Annotated in this window: 17 protein-coding genes; 2 read left to right on the top strand and 15 right to left on the bottom strand. The window is 63.7% G+C overall.

Annotation, left to right across the window (positions count from 1 at the left end; genetic code table 11):
• Positions 1 to 80 precede the first annotated feature (80 nt).
• From M2395_RS16575 to M2395_RS16560, 4 genes are all read right to left on the bottom strand, one after another.
• A complete protein-coding gene (locus M2395_RS16575; protein WP_233447048.1) occupies positions 81 to 1,106 on the bottom strand; it encodes a sel1 repeat family protein in 1,026 nt (341 codons plus the stop codon).
• Between the two features lie 231 nt (positions 1,107 to 1,337).
• Positions 1,338 to 2,366 carry a hypothetical protein gene (locus M2395_RS16570; protein WP_053149112.1) on the bottom strand — a complete coding sequence of 343 codons (1,029 nt, stop codon included), beginning with the start codon at positions 2,364 to 2,366 and terminating at the stop codon, positions 1,338 to 1,340.
• 176 nt (positions 2,367 to 2,542) lie between these two features.
• A complete protein-coding gene (locus tag M2395_RS16565) occupies positions 2,543 to 3,367 on the bottom strand; it encodes an SDR family oxidoreductase (RefSeq protein WP_015634228.1) in 825 nt (274 codons plus the stop codon).
• Positions 3,368 to 3,403: 36 nt separating this feature from the next.
• Positions 3,404 to 3,868 (bottom strand): hypothetical protein, encoded by a 465-nt coding sequence (locus M2395_RS16560; protein ID WP_015634229.1) that lies wholly within the window; start codon positions 3,866 to 3,868, stop codon positions 3,404 to 3,406.
• 215 nt (positions 3,869 to 4,083) lie between these two features.
• On the opposite strand from M2395_RS16560, the gene M2395_RS16555 reads away from it, so the two are divergent.
• Both M2395_RS16555 and M2395_RS16550 read left to right on the top strand, forming a co-directional pair.
• Complete coding sequence (locus M2395_RS16555) at positions 4,084 to 4,380, top strand: helix-turn-helix domain-containing protein (RefSeq protein ID WP_123430092.1); 297 nt, start codon at positions 4,084 to 4,086, stop codon at positions 4,378 to 4,380.
• On the top strand, positions 4,377 to 5,642 hold the full coding sequence (locus tag M2395_RS16550) for a type II toxin-antitoxin system HipA family toxin (RefSeq protein WP_123430093.1): 1,266 nt from the start codon (positions 4,377 to 4,379) through the stop codon (positions 5,640 to 5,642). The genes M2395_RS16555 and M2395_RS16550 overlap by 4 nt, the downstream gene beginning before the upstream one ends.
• A gap of 281 nt (positions 5,643 to 5,923) precedes the next feature.
• On the opposite strand, the gene M2395_RS16545 is transcribed toward M2395_RS16550, so the two are convergent.
• From M2395_RS16545 to alg8, 11 genes are all read right to left on the bottom strand, one after another.
• Positions 5,924 to 7,375, bottom strand: coding sequence for a mannose-1-phosphate guanylyltransferase/mannose-6-phosphate isomerase (locus M2395_RS16545; protein ID WP_123430094.1), 1,452 nt, complete (start codon positions 7,373 to 7,375; stop codon positions 5,924 to 5,926).
• A gap of 192 nt (positions 7,376 to 7,567) precedes the next feature.
• On the bottom strand, positions 7,568 to 8,236 hold the full coding sequence (locus tag M2395_RS16540) for an alginate O-acetyltransferase AlgF (protein WP_011059367.1): 669 nt from the start codon (positions 8,234 to 8,236) through the stop codon (positions 7,568 to 7,570).
• A 15-nt stretch (positions 8,237 to 8,251) separates the two neighbouring features.
• Positions 8,252 to 9,427: an alginate O-acetyltransferase gene (locus tag M2395_RS16535; protein ID WP_123430095.1), complete on the bottom strand. Its 1,176-nt coding sequence runs from the start codon at positions 9,425 to 9,427 to the stop codon at positions 8,252 to 8,254.
• Positions 9,428 to 9,438: 11 nt separating this feature from the next.
• Positions 9,439 to 11,004 (bottom strand): MBOAT family protein, encoded by a 1,566-nt coding sequence (locus M2395_RS16530; protein WP_053149125.1) that lies wholly within the window; start codon positions 11,002 to 11,004, stop codon positions 9,439 to 9,441.
• 187 nt (positions 11,005 to 11,191) lie between these two features.
• Entirely contained in the window at positions 11,192 to 12,307 is a 1,116-nt protein-coding gene (locus M2395_RS16525; protein ID WP_019094744.1) for a mannuronate-specific alginate lyase, read from the bottom strand.
• Positions 12,308 to 12,315: 8 nt separating this feature from the next.
• On the bottom strand, positions 12,316 to 13,776 hold the full coding sequence (locus tag M2395_RS16520) for an alginate O-acetyltransferase (protein WP_011059371.1): 1,461 nt from the start codon (positions 13,774 to 13,776) through the stop codon (positions 12,316 to 12,318).
• Positions 13,777 to 13,787: 11 nt separating this feature from the next.
• Positions 13,788 to 15,377, bottom strand: a complete 1,590-nt coding sequence (algG, locus tag M2395_RS16515) for a mannuronan 5-epimerase AlgG (protein ID WP_123430096.1) — start codon at positions 15,375 to 15,377, stop codon at positions 13,788 to 13,790.
• A 26-nt stretch (positions 15,378 to 15,403) separates the two neighbouring features.
• Positions 15,404 to 16,861, bottom strand: a complete 1,458-nt coding sequence (locus tag M2395_RS16510) for an alginate export family protein (protein ID WP_185057767.1) — start codon at positions 16,859 to 16,861, stop codon at positions 15,404 to 15,406.
• A 161-nt stretch (positions 16,862 to 17,022) separates the two neighbouring features.
• A complete protein-coding gene (gene algK / locus M2395_RS16505; protein ID WP_011059374.1) occupies positions 17,023 to 18,462 on the bottom strand; it encodes an alginate biosynthesis TPR repeat lipoprotein AlgK in 1,440 nt (479 codons plus the stop codon).
• Positions 18,463 to 18,545: 83 nt separating this feature from the next.
• Positions 18,546 to 19,715, bottom strand: a complete 1,170-nt coding sequence (locus tag M2395_RS16500; protein WP_011059375.1) for an alginate biosynthesis protein Alg44 — start codon at positions 19,713 to 19,715, stop codon at positions 18,546 to 18,548.
• Positions 19,716 to 19,750: 35 nt separating this feature from the next.
• Positions 19,751 to 21,232 (bottom strand): mannuronan synthase, encoded by a 1,482-nt coding sequence (gene alg8 / locus M2395_RS16495; protein ID WP_011059376.1) that lies wholly within the window; start codon positions 21,230 to 21,232, stop codon positions 19,751 to 19,753.
• Positions 21,233 to 21,319: the final 87 nt, after the last annotated feature.

The raw sequence follows: 21,319 nt of genomic DNA, 5'->3' as shown, positions 1-21,319 counted from the left end.
CTCGCGGGCCTCTTCGCCGGCAGGGGCGATGCAAGGCTCGCGGGCCTCTTCGCCGGCAAGCCGGCTCCTACAGGGGGCGGTTATTTGTAGCTTTTGTCCATGATCGCCTGGGACTTCTTCGCCGCAGCTTCCAGGCCGTCGTTGACGTTGTTGATGGTGGCCACCAGCTTCGGGTTCTGCAGCACGTCGACACCGGGGTAACGCTGCTGGGCCAGGCGCGAGACGATGATGTACTGGGTCACCGCGTAATGCAGCTTGAACTGGCCGCTGTCCCGGGCCTTGGCGATGGCCGCCTTGACGAAGGCCTGGCGCTCGGCCGTGGTCATGCCCTGGAACAGGTCGGGGAGATCGAAATGGATCTCGGCCGAGAAAATCGCCACTTCTTCATCCCGCGCCTCGTCGTACATCACCTGCTTGCTGGTCACCCGCGCCTTCAGCTCGCCAAAGTGCTGTTCGCCTGCGGCCAGTTGCTCTGGGCTCATCTTGCCTTTCAGGGCATCCAACTGGCTGGTGTCTTCGGTGTTGTCGATAACCTTCAACCAGGCGTAGGCCTTTACCAGGTCGCCGGACTCTTCGGCGGCGTCGGCCAGGCTCTGCTGCGGTTCCGGGTTGCCGTGCAGCGCCGAGCGCTCCAGCCAGCGCAGGGCCAGGTCCCGGTCCTTGGGGATGTCCTTGTCGCCGAACCAGTAGGTGGCGTACATGCCGTACTCGGCGCACCAATCGTTCTGTGACGCCGAGTAGGCGATGTAGTTGAAGGACTCGCGGTCGCGCTCAGCCTTGGGCTTGTCCGTTTCCTGATCGGTGGTGGTGGACAGATAGCAGAAGGCCCGGGTGTAGTGCGGCGCGGCCATGGCGAAGCAGCTCTTGGCGTTCGCGTAGTCCTCGATCTCGTTCAGCTTGTAACCGGCGCCGTACAGCACATCCGCGTCCATGGCCGGGTTGCAGTACTCGTTGGCGCTGACCTTGGGCAAGACGCTGTCCAGCGTCAGCTTGGGCAGGGTGTCATTGAGTTCGGGGACTTTCGGTTCGGTGTTTTGCGCAGGCGTGGAGGCGCAAGCCGCCAGCAAGACAGCCAAGGCCAGTGGCAGCACGTTGAACAATTTCAATGGATATTCCCTGATCGGCGAATGAAAAAAGACGCGCATGAAATCAGGCAGGGACGGCAAAGGAGGGGAGCGTGAGCAGTTCCGTGCTTGGGTGTCGGCGCCAGCGATTCCATGCTGCTTGAGCGCGGGCGCTCAAGACCGCGGATTCTACTGGGTTTGAGAGGACGCACAACCGAAACCGCAGCAGCTGTCTGGCTGCGGCTGCAAAAGCAGTTGCGCCAGCCGCTCCCGTTATTGCTTGCGCTTGGCCAGGATGGTTTTGGCCTTGGCCACGGCATCTTCCACGCTCAGGTCATCGTCCTCCAGCACGGCCTGCAGCGCCGGGTCTTGCCACAGGTCCACGGCCGGCCCGGTGCTTTGCACCAGGCGGGAAATCAAGGCGTAGGCCACCAGCTGGCCGCGGGTGTGGAACTTCGGGTAGCGGTCCTGCATGTCCACCAACTGGGCGACGAAAGCATGCTGTTGCTCAGCGGACATGCCCGCGAACACTTCCGGGTAGTCGTAGTAGATATCCCCTGTGCCCAGGAGGATGACGTTCTGGCGCAGCGCCTGCTCAAGATCCTGTTTGGAGGGGAGCTGGCTGAGCAGCCGGGTGTAGTGCTGCTCGCCTTCGGCCATCTGCTGAGGGCTCATCTTGCGTTTCAGCGCTTCGAGCCTTTGGGCGTCATCGAGGGTTCGGGCCCAGGCGTAGGCCAGTGGCAAATTGTCCTGTTCGCTGCTGCGCAGCATCTCCTGTTGCGAGTCCTCGTCGCCGTGCCGAGCGGCGCGTTCCAGCCAGGCCATGGCCAATGCCTTGTTCGCCGGCTGGTCCAGCTTGCCAAGGTTGTAGATGTCGTACAGGCCCGCTTCCGCGCAGGATTCATTGTGCTGGGCGGCGTAGGCGATGTAGTTGAAGGCTTCGCTTTTGTCATAGTCCTTCTGCCTGGAGCCGACAATCCCGCCCAGGATGCACAGGCTCATGGTGTCGCGGGGGGCGGCCATGATCAGGCAGCCGCGGGCCATTTGTATGGCCTTGCTCGCCAGCAAGGTACGGCTTGCGCCATGCAGCACCTCGTCCTCATTCATCAGGCGGATGCCGAGGCCGACCAGCCGTTCGCTGTCCATCTCCGGCGAGCAGTACGGGTTGGCCTCGACCTTGGGCAGGATCTGTTCCAGGCTCAGCTCCGGCAGGGTGGCATTGAGTTTTTCGTCCGGTGACGAGGCATGGCAGCCCAGCAGCAAGGCGAACAGGGTCAACGTCAGCGCACTACGATATTTCAATGGGGCAGATCCTTGATTGGCGAATGAACAAAGGCGCACTGCGCCACCGCTGTAGGAGCTGGCTTGCCAGCGAAGGTGGTCGCAAGATTGGCACTCGGCTCGCGGGCCTCTTCGCCGGCAAGCCGGCTCCTACGGGAGGCACGTGGTACACCCTGGATGGCTTGCGTGCGTGGGGATCAGAGCCTGGCGCTCAGGCCGAAGCGCTTCATCAGTCCCTTCTCCAGCAGACCCTTGGGCAGCAGGTTGGCCAGCAGCGGCAGGGCGCGGCTGCCATTGCCCAGCCGTACCAGGCGTGGCGGATTGTCCTGCTGCACCGCCTTGAGCAAGCCGGCGGCGAATTCGCTGGCCGGGGTCGGCTTGTCCTGGGAGGCCTTGGCCCGGGAGCGGATGCCCTCGCGCAGCGGCCACCAGGGCGATTGTTCGTTGAGCAGCTGTTCGGCTTCATGCCCGGCATTCTTGGCGAAGCTCGAAGCAATGGCCCCGGGCTGCACTTCCATGACGCGGATGCCGAACGGCGAGAGTTCCATGCGCAGGGCATCGCTCAAGGCGTGCACTGCGGCTTTCGAGGCGCAGTAGGCACCGGCAAAAGGCGTCACCAGCACCCCGGACACACTGCCGATGTTCACCACCAGGCCGCGGCTGCGGCGCAGCACCGGGAACATCGCCCGTGTCACCCCGACCACCGAGAACACATTGGTTTCGAACTGACGTTGCATCGCTTCCACGCCGCCATCGAGCAGCGGGCCCATGGCGCCGTAGCCGGCGTTGTTGATCAGCACATCGAGGCCGCCGTACTGCTGGTTGATCTCCTCGCCCAGGGCGCCCAGGGCCGGGCCGTCATTGACGTCCAGTTGCACGGCCTTGAAACCGGCCGCTTGCAGGGCAGAGACGTCCTCGGCCTTGCGGGCGGTGGCGAGCACGGTGAAACCGGCGCCCTTGAAGGTGTCCGCCAGGGCGCGGCCGATGCCGCTGGAACAACCGGTGATCAACGCTACGGGCATGGCGCGGTCCTTGTGCTGGGTGAGGGAGGGGGTGAATCAGTCGGAGAAACTACCCTGTAAACGCTCGGCGCGAAACTCCAGGGTTTGCGGGCGATAGCCGGGGCGCAGCGGCGGCAGGGGCAAGCAGTCCTGCCAGTTGGCGCCGGCCTGCAACTCGCCGGGGCCACGGTAGCGCGGGGCACTGTACTGGTTGTCGGCGAGGTTGACCGTATCCCCCGGGGCATAGGCGGCGACCCGCCAGCGCAATTCCACCAGGGGCACCTTGTTGCCGTTGTTCAGCTTGACCTGCAATGGACGGTCGGCGGGGCAGTGCTCCGGGGCGTAGCTCAGGCGCAACTCCAGGCGCGCCAGTTGCTGGGCTTCGCGGTTGTCCAGCCAGACCACCCAGCAGGCCACCAGGGCCAGGCCGAAAGCGGCAGCCAGGGACACGGGAAGGGCTTTGGCGGGGTAGCGCAGAAGCAGGATCAGCCAGGTGATGACCAGCAGAACGCCGATGAACATGACGCGAGCCTCGGGGAAAAGGAGGGGACATCCTACCTAAGCGTAGGTGGGGTTGGCGATGGAGGGTGTCCAGGGCGTGTTTTAGCCCAATGTTCTGGACGCAAAATTATTGTGGGCAATATAAGGTCTGTTATTCGCATTTTTTAACTATAATGGACCCTATGTTGTCCATAGTTTGACGAAGTAATCAACAGGCCGGAGGCAGACGCAGCGTCATGTCCCTTACTCGTTTCATGTACACCCCGTCCGAGATCACGGCCGAGATCGGAAAAAACGCACAGGCCCTCAGGTTGTCAAAAAACCTGTCGCGCAAAACCCTGGCCGAAAAATCCGGGGTGCCTGCCTCGACCATCAAGCGTTTCGAGCTGCAGGGGGCCATCTCCCTTGAGTCGATGGTGCTGATTGCGGCGGCTTTGGATGAGCTCGATCCGCTGCTCAGGTTGTTCAAGCCACCTGCGCCAAACACGCTGTTTGAGCTGCAAAACTCAAAACGCCAGAGGGGCACCCGATGACTGGACGAGGCACCAGGAAATACCAGCCGATCGAGGAATTGGGCGTCTTCATGCATGGGCGGCAGGTGGGGGTACTGAGCTGGAATCGCCAGGGCTGCTACTTCACCTACGCCAGGGACTGGTTGAGCCGGGGCTTCAATCTGTCGCCGCAACTGACCTTCGACGAGAAGCCGCAGCAACCCGATAGCCAAGTGTTCCTGGGCATTCATGGAGCCTTCGCCGATTCCCTTCCCGATGGTTGGGGCTTGCTGCTGATGAAGCGTTTTTTCACGGCGGAGTATGGGGCGCGGGTCGCCAATGGCCTGACTCAACTCGATCGGCTTGCCTACATTGGCAACCGTGGGATGGGCGCCTTGGAGTACTACCCCATGGCGGAAAAAGTGCAGCGCGAACCCATCAGCCTTTCACTGCTGTACCAGGCTTCGGTCCAGGTCCAGGTGGGGGAAACGGTTGAAGTCCTGAAGGCACTGCGGATTGCCGGTGGCTCGCCAGGTGGCGCCAGGCCCAAGGCAGCCGTTGCCCTTTCGCCGGACCTGTCCCATGTGGTTTCGGCCTTTGAACCCTTGCCGGAGGGCTACGCGCACTGGATCGTGAAATTCAGGGCCCTGCAGGAACCCTGGTCCATGGGCGCGATTGAGTATGCCTACGCCCGCATGGCCCGTGCCGCCGGGGTCGATATGGCCCATTGCGAGCTGATCACCGTGCCCTCGGAGCAGGGATGGAACGAGCGCTTCTTTGCCTCCCGGCGCTTTGATCGCCAGCACAACGAGAAAGTCCACATGATGACCGCTGCCGGGATTCTGCATGCGGACTTCAGAGTTCCAGGCCTGGACTACAAGGACTTGCTGCGCCTGACCTTTGCGCTGACCAAGAGCGCCAAGGAAGTGGAGAAAATGGCCCGGCTCATGGTGTTCAACGGCCTGGCGCACAACTACGACGATCACGCGAAGAACTTCGCTTTTCTCTACGAAGAGGGGCAGGGCGGCCTGGAGGGGCAGTGGGTTCTCGCACCCGCCTATGACCTGACCTTCTCCACCGGCATGGGCGAGCACACCACCGCGTTCGACGGCCAGGGGCGTCCGTCCCGCAAGGCAATCAGGCGCTTGTGCGCGGACTACAAGTTTCTCAAACCGGATGACTACATCGACCAGACGCTGGAGGCGCTGGGCAATTGGAAAACGCTGTTTGCCGAACTGGGTATTCTGCAGGCCGATGGGCAGGAGATCTTTGAAACGCTTGAAGATGTTCATGCCAATCTTTAGCGCCGCGACCAGGGCTGAAATGGATCTAGCAACGATACACAGGTCAGCTCCTTGTAGCCGCTGCCGCAGGCTGCGAACGACCGCGCAGCGGGCGCAGGGGGCTCAAGACCGCTGAAGGTCCTTCGGCCCTTTTCGCAGCCTGCGGCAGCGGCTACAAAAAAAATCCCCCTGTCCAACCGCCTGCGGATAGGGGACGCAGGCGCCTGGAAGGGGGTTGAAAGGACTCGCTGATAACGGCGCTCTGCTTTTGCTCGCAGCTTGCCGCTTGAAGCCTGTCGCTGTTACTGGGCGATGGTCTTCACCGAGACGCCACGTTCCACCGGGGTGGAGCGGCCGTAGATATCTTCAAACCGCTCGATATCGTCTTCGCCCAGGTAGCTGCCCGATTGCACTTCGATGATCTCCAGCGGGATCTTGCCCGGGTTGCGCAGGCGGTGCACCGAGGCAATCGGGATGTAGGTGGACTGGTTCTCGGTGAGCAGGAACACGTTCTCGTCACAGGTGACTTCGGCGGTGCCGCTGACCACGATCCAGTGTTCGGCGCGGTGGTGGTGCATCTGCAGCGACAGGCAGGCCCCCGGCTTGACCGAGATGTGCTTGACCTGGAAACGCCCGCCCATGTCCACCGAGTCGTAGGAGCCCCACGGGCGGTAGACCTCGCAGTGGTTCTGGGTTTCGCTGCGGCCCTGTTCGTTGAGGGTGTTGACCATCTGTTTCACCCCTTGGACCTTGTCCTTGTGGGCGATCATCATGGCGTCCTTGGTTTCCACCACGACGATGTTTTCCAGGCCGATCACCGATACCAGCTTGCCGTTGCCGTGGATCATGCAGTTCTTGCTGTCCTGGATCACCACATCGCCTTTGCTGACGTTGCCGTTGGCGTCTTTTTCATGCACGTCCCACAGCGACGACCAGCAGCCGACATCGCTCCAGCCAGCGGTCAGGGGCACCACGCAGGCGCGCTGGGTCTTCTCCATCACCGCGTAGTCGATGGAGTTGTCCGGGCAGCAGGCGAAGGTGGCTTCGTCGATGCTCACGGTGTCCGGGTCCTGCTGGCTGCGCTCCAGGGTCAAGAGGCAGGTGTCGTAGATGTCCGGGTCGTGTTTCTTCAGCTCTTCGAGGAAGCGGCTGGCGCGGAACAGGAACATGCCGCTGTTCCAGAAATAGCCGCCAGCCTGGACAAACTCGGTGGCGCGTTTTTCGTCGGGCTTTTCGACGAAGTGCGAGACCCGGCTGACCCCCTCCGGGAGCAGCGCATCGTTGGTGGACTTGATGTAGCCGTAGCCGGTTTCCGGCTTGGTTGCCGGGACGCCGAACAGCACCATTTCGCCACGCTCGGCGGCCACGGTGGCCAGGGCCAGGGCCCGTTGCAGGGCTTTCTGGTCGTCCAGGACGTGGTCGGCGGGCAGTACCAGCATCAGCTCGTCACGGCCTTCGTTGACCAGCATCATCGCGGTCAGGGCCACGGCCGGGGCGGTGTTGCGGCCGAAGGGCTCCATGAGGATGCGCTGGGATTCGAGCTTACGGGCCGCCAGTTGCTCGTTGACGATAAAGCGGTGGTCCTTGTTGCAGACCACGATGGGGGTATCCATGCCTTCGAACACCAGGCGCTCCAGGGTCTGCTGGAACAAAGTGTGTTCGCCGGTCAGGGCGAGGAACTGCTTGGGGAATTGCTTGCGCGAAAGCGGCCAAAGACGTGAGCCGCTACCACCTGACAAGATCACCGGAATCATGTTGTTACTCCTTCAAACATCGTATGGGTTAGAGCTACTGCGTTCTGTCGTTTCACTCTTGTTTTTGTTGCGTGCCCGGATGCGCTGCCCACCTTCTGTAGGAGCCGGCTTGCCGGCGAAGGGGCCCGTGAGGACGCCTTCGCTGGCAAGCCAGCTCCTACGAGAGGCGGGGAGCAGCCTTCCGGAAATTCATTAGCGGGTGGAAACCGGGCGCTTGACCCAGACCGGCGACAGGTTGCTGCCGTTGCCGGTGACGTAGAGCACCGCTGCTTCGCCGCGCTCCAGGGCCACGGGCTTGAGGTCGCTGACCTTTTTCTCGCCGTCATACAGGGCGAAGCTGACCTTCACCGGGTTGATTTCGCGCTCGCCGCGGCCCTTGGCGGCCACGGCCTTGACCACATCGGTCTTGCCGTCGGCGGTCTTCAGGGTCAGGGCCTGGTCGCTGAGGTTCTGCACCCGCACCAGGGATTTCTGCTTGTTCTTGAACGGCGGTTCTTCGATCAACTGCGGCTGGCCGCTGGCGTTGTTGACCAGGGTGTAATAGTGATCGGCGGCCAGTTTCACCGGTACGCTCTGGCTGCCCACCTTGGCGGTGTAGTCGCCGCCGGGCATGAAGCTGAAGTCGCTGCTGGCCAGGGGCGCGACGTCATTGACGTTGGTGCTGCCCACCGTGGCGCTGACTTCGCTGTTGCTGGCGTTGTACAGGCGCACGAAGGTCGAGCCCTTGGGCGCGGTGGGGCCGTACAGGGCGGCATCGCCACCGGCGAATACCGGAGCTGATAGCAGGCCCAGGCCCGCGGCCAATACGGCAGCTTTCAGGGATTTGGCAGCGAGACGACGAGGAGTAGTAGTGAAAGTCATGAGTGTTACCTCTTTTCAGTTTTGCGCCCGGTCGGGCGTCTCGGATTTGTTGAGTACAGCTACGTTCTGTTGGCGAGCACCGGCTTGCTTGAGCTCTGCGACCCACTGCGGGTCGGCGTCGCCGATTTCGTTGTTCACAGGCAGATAGCGTTCAGGGAATTCCCAGATCAGCACCTGGGGCGGGTTGTTCTTGAAGTCGTCGCTTTTCAGGTAGCTGAGCATCGGCAGGATCGGGCCGTGGCCGTCTTCGGCGTAGCTCAGCACGTCGCTGTGCAGGGCCTGTTTCAGGGCGCCGACGAAGTTCCAGCTGGGGTTGGCGCTGTAGCTGGTGCCCACCAGGGTCACCGGCACTTCGCGGTCGGCGAACAGCGCGTCGTCGGCGGCCGGCTGTTCATCGCTGGCCCGGGTCACGCGCTTTTGCAGGGGCTCTTCGGCCGGCATCAGGTTTTCGAACAGCGGGTCCAGGGGCAGGAAACGGCGCAGGTCGCCCTTGTGTTCCACGGTCTCTTCGGTCTCGGTGACGAAGCGCTGTGGCTGACCGCTGAGCGGGGTCTTGGCGGCGATGGTCAGGGCCAGTTGGCGGGCGACGATCTCGGCGCCGGCGGGGGTCCAGTGGGTGTCGGTGCGCAGGAACACTTGCTGGCCCTGTTGCTTGGCCTGTTGCAGGGGGCCCAGCAGGTCGGGGGCAAGGATCTTGTCGGCAGCGACCCGGGCGTGGAAGTCCTGATAGAGGTTGGCGTGGATGCGCGCCGGGCGCACTTCGTCCATGTGTTCCGGGTACAGGCGCACCTTGGCCGGAACGATCGCCATCACCAGCTTCACTCCGTGCTCCTTGAGGGTCTGGCGCACGCCTTCTACCAGGGCGTAGTTGCCCTGCAGGTTGAGCTCCTCGTTGACTACGGGGTTGAACTCTTCATCGCTGTACAGCCACTGGTCACGGCCCAGCACCACCCCCGGGCGCCCTTCGTTGAACAGCTTGAAGTCCAGGGCGGCCCAGAGGTTAGTGCCCAGGCGCTTGATCGGAAACTGGTCGTCGTAGTGGGTTTCCACCGCCTTGGCCCAGCGCCCGTTGAGCACGGTGGCGTCGTTGTTGGTACTGAAACCGAAGAAGCTGCGCGCCGACCACACCCCCAGCACCAGCAGGGTCAGCAGGAACAGGGCGATGTAGAACACACGTAATGAGCGGGTCATGGGCAGATCCCTCAGAACTGGAAGTAAAGGAACGGCGAGAAGCTTTGCGCCGAGAGTTTGAGAATCGAGGCAATGAACAGCAGCAGCACCAGGGCGCGCATGGCGTAGCGCGACCAGTCGGCAGTCCAGTAGGCCGGCTGCACCTGGGCCTCGGTGCCGACGATGTAGCCCGGCTGGTGAATGCTGCCGGGGTTGTCCCCGGGGACCGCCTTGATCAGGCCGGGCTGGGCGCTGGCCGGGCCGTCGGCGGCGGTAGTGACCTCGGGCTTGGCCTTGACCGGCGCCGGGTTGCGGTACAGGTCACGCAGGCCGAAGAACGCCAGGGTGGCGTAGGCCAGGATCAGGGTCGCCACTTGCAGGCCGGTGAGGCTGGCGCGGTTGAGTTCCGACAGCGACCAGTCGCCAAAGCTGAACATCGCGCCGTACATGCGGCCTGCTACGTGCAGGTTCTCGGCGCGGAAGATCACCCAGCCCATCACCACCAGCAGGAAGGTCAGGGCCCAGCGCACCGGGTTCAGGCTGCGCGGCGTGGTGTTGATGCCCAGGGCCTTTTCGATGGCCAGCCACATGCCGTGCCAGGCGCCCCAGACGATGTAGGTGAAGTTGGCGCCATGCCACAGGCCGCCCAGGAGCATGGTCAGGAACAGGTTGCGGTAGGTGATCAGGGTGCCTTTGCGGTTGCCGCCCAGGGTGATGTACAGGTAGTCCCGCAGCCAGGTGGACAGGCTGATGTGCCAGCGCCGCCAGAACTCGGTGATCGACTGGCTGATGTAGGGCTGCTTGAAGTTTTCCATGAAGCGAAAACCCATCATCAAGCCCAGGCCGATGGCCATGTCGCTGTAGCCGGAGAAGTCGAAGTACAGCTGCGCGGTGTAGGCCAGGGCGCCGAGCCAGGCATCGCCCGTGGTGGGGTTGTGCAGGGCGAAGCAATGGTCGGCGACCACCGCCAGGGTGTCGGCGATGAACACTTTCTTGATGAAGCCCTGCATGAAGCGGGTGCAGCCTTCGGAGAACTTGTCCAGGGTGTGGGTGCGGTTGTTGAACTGGTCCGCCAGGTCACGAAAGCGCAGCACGGGGCCGGCGATCAGGTGCGGGAAGATCGCCACGAACGCCGCGAAGTCGATCAGGTTGCGGGTGGCCGGGGTGTCGCCGCGGTAGACGTCGATGATGTAGCTGATGGACTCGAAGATGTAGAACGAGATGCCGATCGGCAGCAGCACGTGGGTCAGGATGAACGGCTCAAGCCCCATGGAGGTCATGATGGCGTTGATGCTGTCGACGCCGAAGTTGGCGTACTTGAAGTAGCCGAGGATGCACAGGTCCACAGCCACCCCCAGCAGCAGCCAGCGCTGGGCGGGTTTGGTCCTGACACCGGCGGCGCCGACTTTCAGGCCGATCCAGTAGTTCCACAGGGTGACCCCGGCGAACAGCGCCAGGAAGTCCACGCGCCACCAGGCATAGAACACATAGCTGGCGATCAGCAGCAGCAAGTTGCGATAGCGTTGCCCGCTCAAGTAGTACAAGCCGAGAAAGATCGGCAGGAACAGGAACAGGAACACATTGGATGAGAAAACCATCCCGATCTCTCCATGTTTAACCAATAGTCAGAGGCCGGAGCCCCCCCAAACCCCCCCGTGAAAAACCGGGGAAGCGGTACTGCGTGCAGCGCGCCCCCTGTAGGAGCCGGCTTGCCGGCGAAGGCGCTCTTGAGGGCCTCTTCGCTGGCAAGCCAGCGCCTACAGGGGGACGTTCCAACGATTCGAATCAGGAGCCCTTTTCATGGGCCGGGTCGTAGACCTTGGTCAGGTCGCCACCTAGGCGGAAAGTCTTGAACGGCTGCATCTTGTGCTTGCGCTCCAATGTCTCCGGAGCGCAGGTGTAGAGGCTGCAGTAGGGTTCCAGCCAGGCGAATTTCGAGTCGACCTTGAGGTCGGTCATGTCCTGCTGCTTGCCGTTCTTCTTCTCGAAGGTGTCCGGATCCTTGACCCCGGCCAGCACCCGCTCGCCCAGGCGCTTGAGGGCGCTGTTGTTCTCCTGGCGCAGGTCGACGCCGTTGACCTGGGCGAAGCTGGCGATCATTGCCAGCGGCGGCAGGGCGTAGTTGTGGTAGGCCAGGGCCCGCTGCTGGCGCTTGAGTTCGTTGGGCAAGAAGCCGTCGGCATCGACCTGGTTGGCGCCGACCTTGTATTCCTTGACCGCCCAGTCGAACAGGTCGCGGCGGTTGGTGGCCACGGCGGTGGCCATCACCGACCAGGCGGCCCAGTAGGAGTGGTTGTTGGTCTTGTCCAGGGGCAGGTTGTCCCAGTCGCTGACCACCTGGTCGGCCATCTTGCTGAACCAGGCCTCGATCTTCTGTGCCTGTTCCTGGTGGGTGGCCAGGGGGTGGGAGTCGGAGAACTTCAGTCGCAGGTAGGCCGAGGCCATGCTGCCCAGGGCCCATTTGCGCATGGACTTGCCGGTGTGGTTGAAGTCCTTGGACATCAGCGCATCGGCCTGGGCCCAGGCGCTGAGCCAGGCGAGGGTGCAGTCCAGCTGTTCAGGACGGCCGTCGCGCATGAACTGCATGACCCGCTTGCTGGTGCCGCGCTCGATCTTGGTGATGTCCGCGGTGGTGTCACGAAAGGCCTGTTCGGACTGCACGTTGAGGGTCGCCCGGGCCTTGTCCGAGCCTTCGTACTTGCTGCGAAACTGCAGGGCGCCGGTGTAGGGCGCCGGCATGGCGTCGCAGCCCTCGCTGTTGTCGCCGCTCTTGAACTTGTCCACCGGGGCGTAATAGCCCTGGGGCGGGCGCAGCGGCGCGGCGGCCTGGGCGCTGCCGGTGACGATGGCCAGCCCCAGCAGGCTGGGTATCAACAAGCGTTTCAAGTCTGTGCTTTGCATAGGTAACCTCATTGCCCGATCTGCGCGGTGCGTTGCTCGGCGCTCGGGAATACGTTGCGTTTGCAAATTTTCGCTTCGACCTTCTGCCCCGCAGTGCCCGCTTCCGGGCCCTGGATCTCGACCGCCAGCAGGTTCTGCGAGGCCCAGTCTTCGTCGGTGCGCAGTTCGAAGGCGAAGCGCCCGTCGGTGTCGGATGTTTCCGGTTTTTCGATCTTGATGTCCTCGTGGCGCCCGTTCATGTACCAGAGGGTGGCTTGCAGGGTTTTCACCGAGGTGTCGGCGAAGCGGATGTCGACCTGATGACCGCTGTTGCGCAGGTCCATGTTCTTGCTGTTGACCAGCAATTCGTTCTTGCCGGGCTTGAGGGTGGTGCTGCCGGTCATCTGCGCGTCCTTGCCCTCGCAGCCGTTGTCCAGCAGGGCCATCATCTGCCGGTAGATGGTTTCCTGGTCCAGGCGGTACAGCGGCGAGAATTCCCAGATGAGGATCTTCGGCGGGCTCTTCTGGAACTCGTCGCTGCCCAGGTACTGCAGCATCGAGCCTTCCAGGCCGCCGCCGGGGAAGGCGACGTTGAGGATGTCGGCACCGATGGCCTCTTCCAGGAAGCCGGCGAAGTTGTAGTTCTTGCCACTGTGGCTGGTGCCCACGAGGGTGATCTGCGGGTTGCCGGAGTCGCCGAACAGGTCGCCGTCGCCAGCCTCGCCCTTGGGCTCGGTGGTGAACTGGTCCATGTACTGGATGGCGTAGCTGGTGCCGCACAACTGGCCGGCCATGTTGTGCAGGGTGCCGGTCTTGCCCATGCGCCCGGACTTGTGGGTTTCGAATTCACGCCGTGGAATGTCGGCAAAGGCCGGCAACTGCTTGACCTTGTCGGCGACGATCTTCGCCGTGCGCTGGGCGCCATAAGGGGTCCAGTGCTGGTCGCCGCGGAAGTAGAAGTCGTGGGCCGGCAGGGTATCGGGCAGTTGTTCGTTGGTCAGCGGCGAGAGGTCCGGCACCACGTAGCCCATCTGCGCGAAGCGCCCGAGCATGGCCTTGTAGTTGCTCAGCGCCTTGTCATAGTCGAAACGGGCTTTCTCCGCCGGGTTGAGCTTGTTGCGGTTCACCAGGCCGCGGGTCGGCTGATAGACCACCACCAGTTCCACGCCCTTGCTCTTGAAGGCTTCGTGCAACTGCTTGAGGCGGCGGTAGCCTTCGGGAGTGGTGTTGAACTCGGTGCGCAAATCTTCCTGGGTACGGAACAGCCAGTCGCCCTGGGCTTGCACCAGGGTGGTGAAGTTCTGCTGGTAGCGGGTCACGTAGTTCTTTGCGTCGTGGGCGGCCGGGCACAGGTTGCAGCACGGCTCGGCCTTGAAGTTCGGCGCGGCGCTCGTGGCGCTGGTTTCGTCGGCACGGGCGCCGGCGCTGGCGGCGAGAATCCCCGCGGTCAGGGCCGACAGGCCCAGGAGTTTGATCCAGTGTGGGTGCATGAAAGTCATCCTCAATCCCGCAATTCGGTCTGGCGTTCGACGGGGTCGATCAACACGGCTTTCTGCTGGCGCACCAGCAGGTCGAGAATTTCATCCTGGCGCTCGCCCAGGACCCCGGAGAAGCTGATGCCGCTGCTTTTGGTCGGCGCCAGCATGGAGACCCGGTACAGCTCCACGCTCAAGGGGGAGTCGATGGACATCGGCCCGCTGCCGTTGGCGGCCAGCTCGCCGCCGACCACGATCAGCGAGACCTGGGCGTCGAACGGGTCGAGCTTGATGTCGCGGTCGGTGTCGGAAAGGTCCTTGATGTGGCCGTAGACCCCGGTCAGGCCGTTGGCCATGGCGATGTTTTCGTACAGGCGGATGTTCACGCTGTTGCGAATGCGGATGCCGTGGCGGCGGTTGCTGATCACCTTGTTGCCGTAGATCAGGTTGTCGGCACTCTCGTAGAGGGTGATGCCGTCGGTGTGGTTGCGGTAGATCTCGTTGTAGGCGATCAGGTTGTTGACGCTGTTACGGTCGATCACCAGCCCGGAGAGGTGGTTGTCGTAGCTGCGGTTGTTGAAGATGAAGCTGTCGTTCACTTCCCGGGAAATGATGATGCCGTGCTTCTTCTTGGTGCCGTGGACGGTGTTGTCGGCAATGATCAGGCCATGGGAACGGTCGTGGGGGTCGATGCCGTAGACGATGTTGTCCTTGTAGGTGTTGCCCTTGAGCACGAAGTCCCGGGTCTCGTAGCAGTAGAAGCCGTACCACATGTCCGAGAACGTCGAGCCGACGATCCAGCCGGTGGGCTCGGGGCGCTTGAGCACCTTGGCCATGTTCGGCGTGTACTGGGAAATACTCACCCCGTAGGACTTGGAGTTGGCGTAGCCGAAGCTGGCCATCGTGCTGTTGACGATGTAAGTCTCGGTGCCGCCCCAGGCCAGCAGGAACGGGCGGAATTCCTTGGGCGAGCGGAAGGTCGCCGGGCCGTTGTCCTTCTCGCGCCAGCCCGTGACCTTGGTGTCGCGCACGAACAGCTGGCCATCGTTGACCAGGAACGAGCCGCCTTCCTGGGACAGGCGCAGCTCCTGGGTCTGTTTGTCGATTTCCAGGATGCCGTGGCGGCCGACGACGATGGGCAGGCGGGCCAGGTAGACCCCGGGCGCGGTTTCGCTGATGTACTGCTTGGGCAGCTTGCCCACCAGTTCCTTGAGGTTGACGTAGCCGTCGTCGATGAAGATCGCCTGGGGTATGCCGTGCTGGCGCACCACCCATTCGGCCATCTTGTTGTCACCGCCGATAAAGTCCTTCAGGGCGTCTTCCTGCATCATCCGGCGCACGCTGATCTTGCCCGGCTTGCTGCGCACGATCTTCGCCGCGGCCGCCTCGGCGGTGTAGCCGGAGAGGTCGGGCAGGGTCGGCTTGGCCAGGGCCAGGGGCTCGGTGGGAGCACTGCTGACGGTGTAGGTCTTGGCCTGTTGCAGCTCCTTGGCGATGATCGGCGCCTTGGCCGTCTCGGCAGTGGCGAAGGCGCTGCTGCTGGCCAGCAGCAGGGCGCCGGCCAGGAGGCTCAGGGAGCCTCTGGACAACGGGCTCTGGAGAGTTTGAGTAGGCATGTCGGGCACTCCTTTAGCGGCTTGCATCAGAAGCGCCAGATCACGTCGATAAAGGCGCGGTGCATGTAGGAGTCGACCTCTTTGCCGTAGGCGTCGCCGGGCTTGAACACGCCACCGCGCAAACGCACCAGGGCCGAAGGTTCATCGATCGACTGGCTCAGGGCCGCGGGCAACAGGCCTTGCTTGAAGTACTTGGTGACCACCAGGTCCATCTCCTGGCCGAGGTCCTTCTTGCCATCCATGAGCGGCAGCGAGGTGCTGCTGAGCAGGGCGCCGGTGGTGTCGTCGTAGTTGTTGTCCACTGCGTTGATGCCGTTGCTGCCCACCGGTTTGTTGCCGTCCACACGCCAGAACTTGTGGTAGACCAGGCTGGCGTCGTAGTCCTCGCGCAGTTGCCAGGAACCGAACAGGGTGGCGCTCTGGGTGTTGTTCATTTCGCCCCGGAAGGCTTCGCCGAAGCGGTGCACCCGGGAGCGAGTACCGGTGTAGTTGGAGCGGTTGCTTTGCAGGCCGTTCTGTTCGTACTCGGCGCTGGCCCGGGCATAGGCCGCGCCCACTTGCCAGTTCGGGTCAAGGCGCAGGCGCACGCCCAGGTCGGTGGCCCAGCCGTTGAGGTTGTCCCCGCGCTTGGCTTGGGTCGGGCGGCTGCCATCGGCGTTCAGCGGGTTGACCGTATCGCGGTCGCCGCGCATGCCGGTGAGGTTGGCCCAGTAGTTGACGGTATTGGTGTTGCGCCAGTTAAAGGCGTCGCTGTTGGCTTCCAGGCCGAGCCAGGTCAGGTCGCCGTTTTCCTTCTTGTCCAGCGGGTCGCTGGCCACGCCGGGCTGGGCATAGTCGAGCTTGCCGTCGTCGTGGGTATGGTGGGCGCGGATGCCCACCCACTGGCCGGGCGTCCACTGGTAGGCGGCGTCGGCGTACAGGTGCAGGCGGTCCTTGTCCTTGGGCGCCAGCTCCTTGAGGTCGGTGCGGTATTCACTGAAGCGCTCGGCGGCCCCCAGGTTGGCCCGCAGCAGGGTGGTGTCGAAGGTCCAGTTCAGCGCCTCGATGTTGGTGTCTCGCCATTGCCCGTCATCGTTGCGCAGGCGCTGGCGGCCGAACTTCAACTGCTCGCCGGGGTAGGCGGTGAAGCCGCTGTAGCCGACCCAGAACTCGCGCATGGCCAGGTAGTTCTTCTTGGTCTTGCGGTCATCGTTGCTGGACTGCTGGCTGGCGTCGTCGCCGGACTGTTGCAGGGTGTCGGTTTCGATCACGTCGCTTGCGGTCACTGCCTGGCCCATGGCGTAGGCGCTCCAGTTGCCGCTTTCGCCATAGACCCAGGGCCGCAGGTCGAGGCCGATGCCGTTGACGTCGCCACCGCCCTGGGTGCCCAGGTCGCGATCGTCCTCGGACTGGCCGGTGATCTTCACTTCCAGGCCGAAGTTCTTGGTGTCGGTGATGGCCGCCAGGGTCGGGTTGGACCAGATCATGGCAAAACCCAGGGCCATGCCCAGTTTCGACAGGCACAAGCGCTTGCCTGTGGTGGTGGCGGCGGGGTGTGCCCGGTCGCGCAGCGGCCGCGATTCGCGAGGGCAGGCGTGGCGAGCGCTTCGCGCTTGGTCGCAGCCTGCGGCAGCGGCTACAGGGGTGGTGTTGAATGGGATGGACTTCATAGGGATTCCTCGCCGTCTTCTTCCTGCAGCGCGTGCAGTTGCAGCGTGTTCTGGGTCAGGGCACCGCGCGCCGCCTGCTCCTGTTGCAGCAGGCGCTGGGCTTCGGCGCGCTGGCCGGGGGGCAGTTGTTGATCCAGCTGCTGGGCCAGTTCGTTGGCCTGTGGGGTGTCCTGGGCCTTGGCCAACTGGCTGAAGACGTAGGCGTTGACCGGGTTGGGCGCGGTGCCGCGGCCCTGGGAAAACAGCTGGGCAATGGCGAAGTCGGCGCTGTTCTGGCCGTTGCGGGCAGCCGTCAGCAGGTGGTCCAGGGCTTTTTGCGGGTACACCTGGCCCAGGTAGCCACGGCGGTAGATCTGCCCCAGGTAGTAGTCGGCGGCGACTTCGCGGCCCACGGCTTTCTGGAAGTGCGCCTCGGCCACCTTGGCGTCCGCCGGCACCCACTTGCCTTCGTAGTAGAGCTTTCCCAGCAGCAGTTCGGCCCGGGGCTGGTCGGCGGCGCGGCCGTTCTCCAGGTATTCCATCATCTTGTCGACGTCACCCAGCTCGGGGAAGTCGTAGAGCAGTTGCGCCAGGCTGACCCAGGAGGCCGGGTAGCCGGGGGCGACCTGTTCCAGCAGGGCCTGGGCGGTCTTTTCATCCGGCTTGCCAAGACTGGCATCGCCCAGTACCCGGGCCACGCTGTCGACTCGCTGGGCACTGACGCTGCCACGGCTGTAGCCGGCCTGCAGTCGCTTGATCAGCTCGGCCTGCTGTTCTGGCTGGCCGCGTTTCTGGTAGACGGTGGCCAGCTCGACGTAGCAGATGTCGGTGCTGTCGAGGGCGGCCTTGCAGATGCTTTCCACCTGGTCCAGGTGCTGGTCGTAGGTGCCCTGGGTGCGGTACAGCAGGACCTGGGCCAGACCGGCTTCCGGATAGCCGGCGGCGCGCCATTGGCTGATCTGCTGCTGGGCGTCGACGTTGGGGAAGCTGTGGGGGTATTGCAGGTACAGCATCGCCAGGGGGATCAGGGTGTTGCCTTCGCCATTGGCAAAGGCTTTCTTCAGCAGGCCTTCGGCTTCGTGCTGCTCGGCCTCGCTGGAGCCGGGCTTGGCCACCAGCAGGCGCCCCAGGCGCGCCTGGGCACGGGGCGAGGTGTCGGCTGCGGCGCGGTAGGTGGCCTCGGCCTGCTTGATCTGCGCCGGGTCGCGGCTTTCCACCTGAATGTCGGCCAGGCCCACTTGCGCTTCGCTGTAGCCCAGGTCTGCCAGTTGGCGGTAGTTCTGCTGGGCCAGGGCGGTGTCGCCGCGCTTCAGGGCCTCGTTGGCCAGGCGCTGGTCCGGCAGGCCGGCGCAACCGGCCAGGGCCAGCGCCGCGACCAAAGGCAACACCGAACCCTGTAGCCGCTGCCGCAGGCTGCGATCGAGCGCGAAGCGCTCGTGCTGGTTGTCGGGGAGCATCGAGTCGGCCGGATGGCGTCCGCTGCGCGGCCGGGCGCAGCCTGCGGCAGCGGCTACAGGGAGCTGGGTAGGCACTCTCATGGTTACAGACCCGCAGCCATGGCTTTGTCGATCAGCCAGTTCATCGACGGGCCGCGGTCGCTGCTGACTTCCACCGGGCGGCCGGCGAAGGCGCTGCTCAGGGGCGCGTCGGGCTTGATCTGTACGCGGATGTCGGAGGACAGGTCGTTGCTGTTGAGGCTGGCGCTGCTGACGATGGTGCCGGTGCGCACTTCATCCTCGCCGGCGATCTGGAAGTTGACCTTGGTGCCCGGGCGCACGTCGCCGAACTGGCGGTAGGAGAACCGCGCCTCGACATTGGCCAGGCTATTGCGCGGCACCAGCTGGAAGATCACGTCGCCCTTGCTGGCGTACTGCCCGTCGGCCACCAGTTGCTGGGCCACGGTGCAGTCGCAGGGGGAGGTCAGGGTGCCGGTCATCTGCTTGCCGAACAGTTCCTCGACCTTGGCCGGTTGCAGCTGGTTTTCGTCCAGGTGGCCCTTGAGCACGTCCAGCATGCTGGTGCTGAAGCTGGCCAGGGGCGCGCCTTTGGCGACGCTGCCATCGGTCTGCACCAGGCTCTGCACGGTGCCGTCGCGCGGCATGGTGACGTTCATCCCCGGAACGTTGACCAGGCCGGCCTCGGCGTGGCTGACGAAGTACATGCCGTACACCGACTTGAGGATGAAACCGAAGGCGGCAAGGCCGACGATGAAGATCCCGGCGCTGAAGGTCACCGCCCGCAGGCGCCCCAGCGGAGTCATGCCGCTGCCGCTGTCCTTGTTCTTGCGCGCCTTGGTGAAGTTGTCGCGCTGCAGGGTGGCGAGCACGTCGCCCATGCTGACGATGTCGCCGGCCAGGTGCGAGGTGATCAGGTGGCGCAGGGTGGAGATGTCCTGGGGTTCGAGGTTCTGGAACTGGCAACCGACCCGGCCGCTCTGGCGATCGAAGGAGCGGACCTGCAGCTCGACGTCCATGGCCAGGCCGAGGTTGTCGATGACAAATTGCAGGCGGCCCTTGTGCACTTCGCCCACGGTCAGCATCTGCTGCCCGGCGTTGAAGCTCAGGCCGCCGGCGGAGAGGTCGTGGACCCGCACTTCAAGAGGCTTGGCCTCGGTTCCGAAGAAGCGCAGCTTGGCCGGGATCTTGACCCGGGCGTGCTGGCGTTGGGCTTCGGATTCATGCACTACATTGACGTTCACGGCGGTGTTCATAGAGTCGATTTCCTAGTTAATTCAGGCAAGGCGGTTCAGACCATCAGCAGCAGGACAGCGACGAACACGCTGCCGGCCGAGAAGGTCATGGTCCGAGACGACCAGGTGTTGAACCAACGTTGAAAACTGGCCAGGTCGCGGGTCAGCTTGGTGTCCTGGCGGGTCCAGGATTGCTGGTCGAGGCGGAAGAACACGTAGATCTTCACCAGCGCGCCGACGATCTGGTTGTAATAGAGAATCAAGGGGTAGGCCGGGCCGATGCGGTGCCCCGAGCAGGACAGCAGCAGGGTCAGGATCAGGCGGGTAATGCCGATCCACAGCAGGTAGGCCAGGATGAAGGCGGTGCCGTACTTGAAGCTGGCGATGATCGCCACGGTCAGGCCCAGCAGCGAGGTCCACATCGACACGCGCTGGTCGAACAGCACCACGCTGGTGAACAGCCCCAGGCGTTTCATGCCCAGGCCGAGGGCCCGGGAGTTCTGCCGCAGGTTGTTGCCGTACCAGCGGAACATCAGCTTGCGGCTGGCCTTGATGAAGCTCTTCTCCGGCGGGTGCTCCACGGTGTTGATTGCCGCGTCAGGCACGTAGAAGGTGTCGTAGCCCAGGCGCATCAGGCTGAACCAGCTGGACTTGTCGTCGCCGGTAAGGAACTTGAAGCGGCCCAGGCGCCAGTGCTGCAGGGAGTCGCTTTCCACGTCGGCGATGAAGTCCGGGTCGGTGACCACGGTGGCGCGGAACACCGACATGCGCCCGGTCATGGTCAGCACGCGCTTGGACAGGGCCATGGAGCACATGTTGATGTGGCGCTGGGCGAAGCGCAGCTTGTGCCATTCGCTCATGATGTAGCCGCCGCGCACTTCGCAGAATTCGTTGGTGGTCAGGCCGCCGACATTGCCGAACAGCTGGAACCAGGGCACGGTCTTGCGTACCACGCCTTCGCCGAGCACGGTGTCACCGTCGATCACCGCTACCACGGCGCGGCTGTCCGGCAGGTGGCGGGAGATGGCACGAAAGCCGAAGGCCAGGCCATCACGCTTGCCGGTGCCGGGGATGCGCACGAAGTCCAGCTTGACCCGCTCCGGCGGGTTCATCCGCGCCCACAGGCTTTTCACCAGCAGCTCGTCGGACATTTCCACGATCGAGCAGACCACGGTGGTGGGGAAGCCGCAGTCGATGGCTTCACGGATGACCGAGCCGTAGACCTGGGCGGTGGTCAGCGCGTCGATCCGGAAGCTGGTGACCATCAGGTACACATGGGACGGGTCCGCCGCGCTGCCGAGCTTGCGCACCTTGCGCCGCAGGTGCGGGTAGACCACGTAGAGAAACAGCATGCCGCGCACGAAGTGCGTGGCACCCATCGAGTAGCGCCAGATGCCCACGGCGCCAATCAGGAAAATGAAGTCCTTGGACTGTGAGTCGAAGGTCGAGGCGGGCAGCAACAAGGCCATGCCCATCAGCAAACTCGAGTAGAACAGCCAACCGGCGGCCTGAAGCAGGCCGTGCTTTAGCCTGTGCATAATCTGCGTCCATCAAGGTCTCGGGCGAGCCTGTGGGGTGGCCCGAGGGGGGTTAAGGCAGGCATGGAGATCTGGGAGGGCCAGATC

It is taken from the genome of Pseudomonas sp. BIGb0176, from assembly GCF_024810175.1.
GTDB classification, from domain to species: Bacteria; Pseudomonadota; Gammaproteobacteria; order Pseudomonadales; family Pseudomonadaceae; genus Aquipseudomonas; species Aquipseudomonas protegens.
Note: the sequence above shows the minus strand (reverse complement) of the source record. Positions and strands in the feature narration are given on the sequence as shown.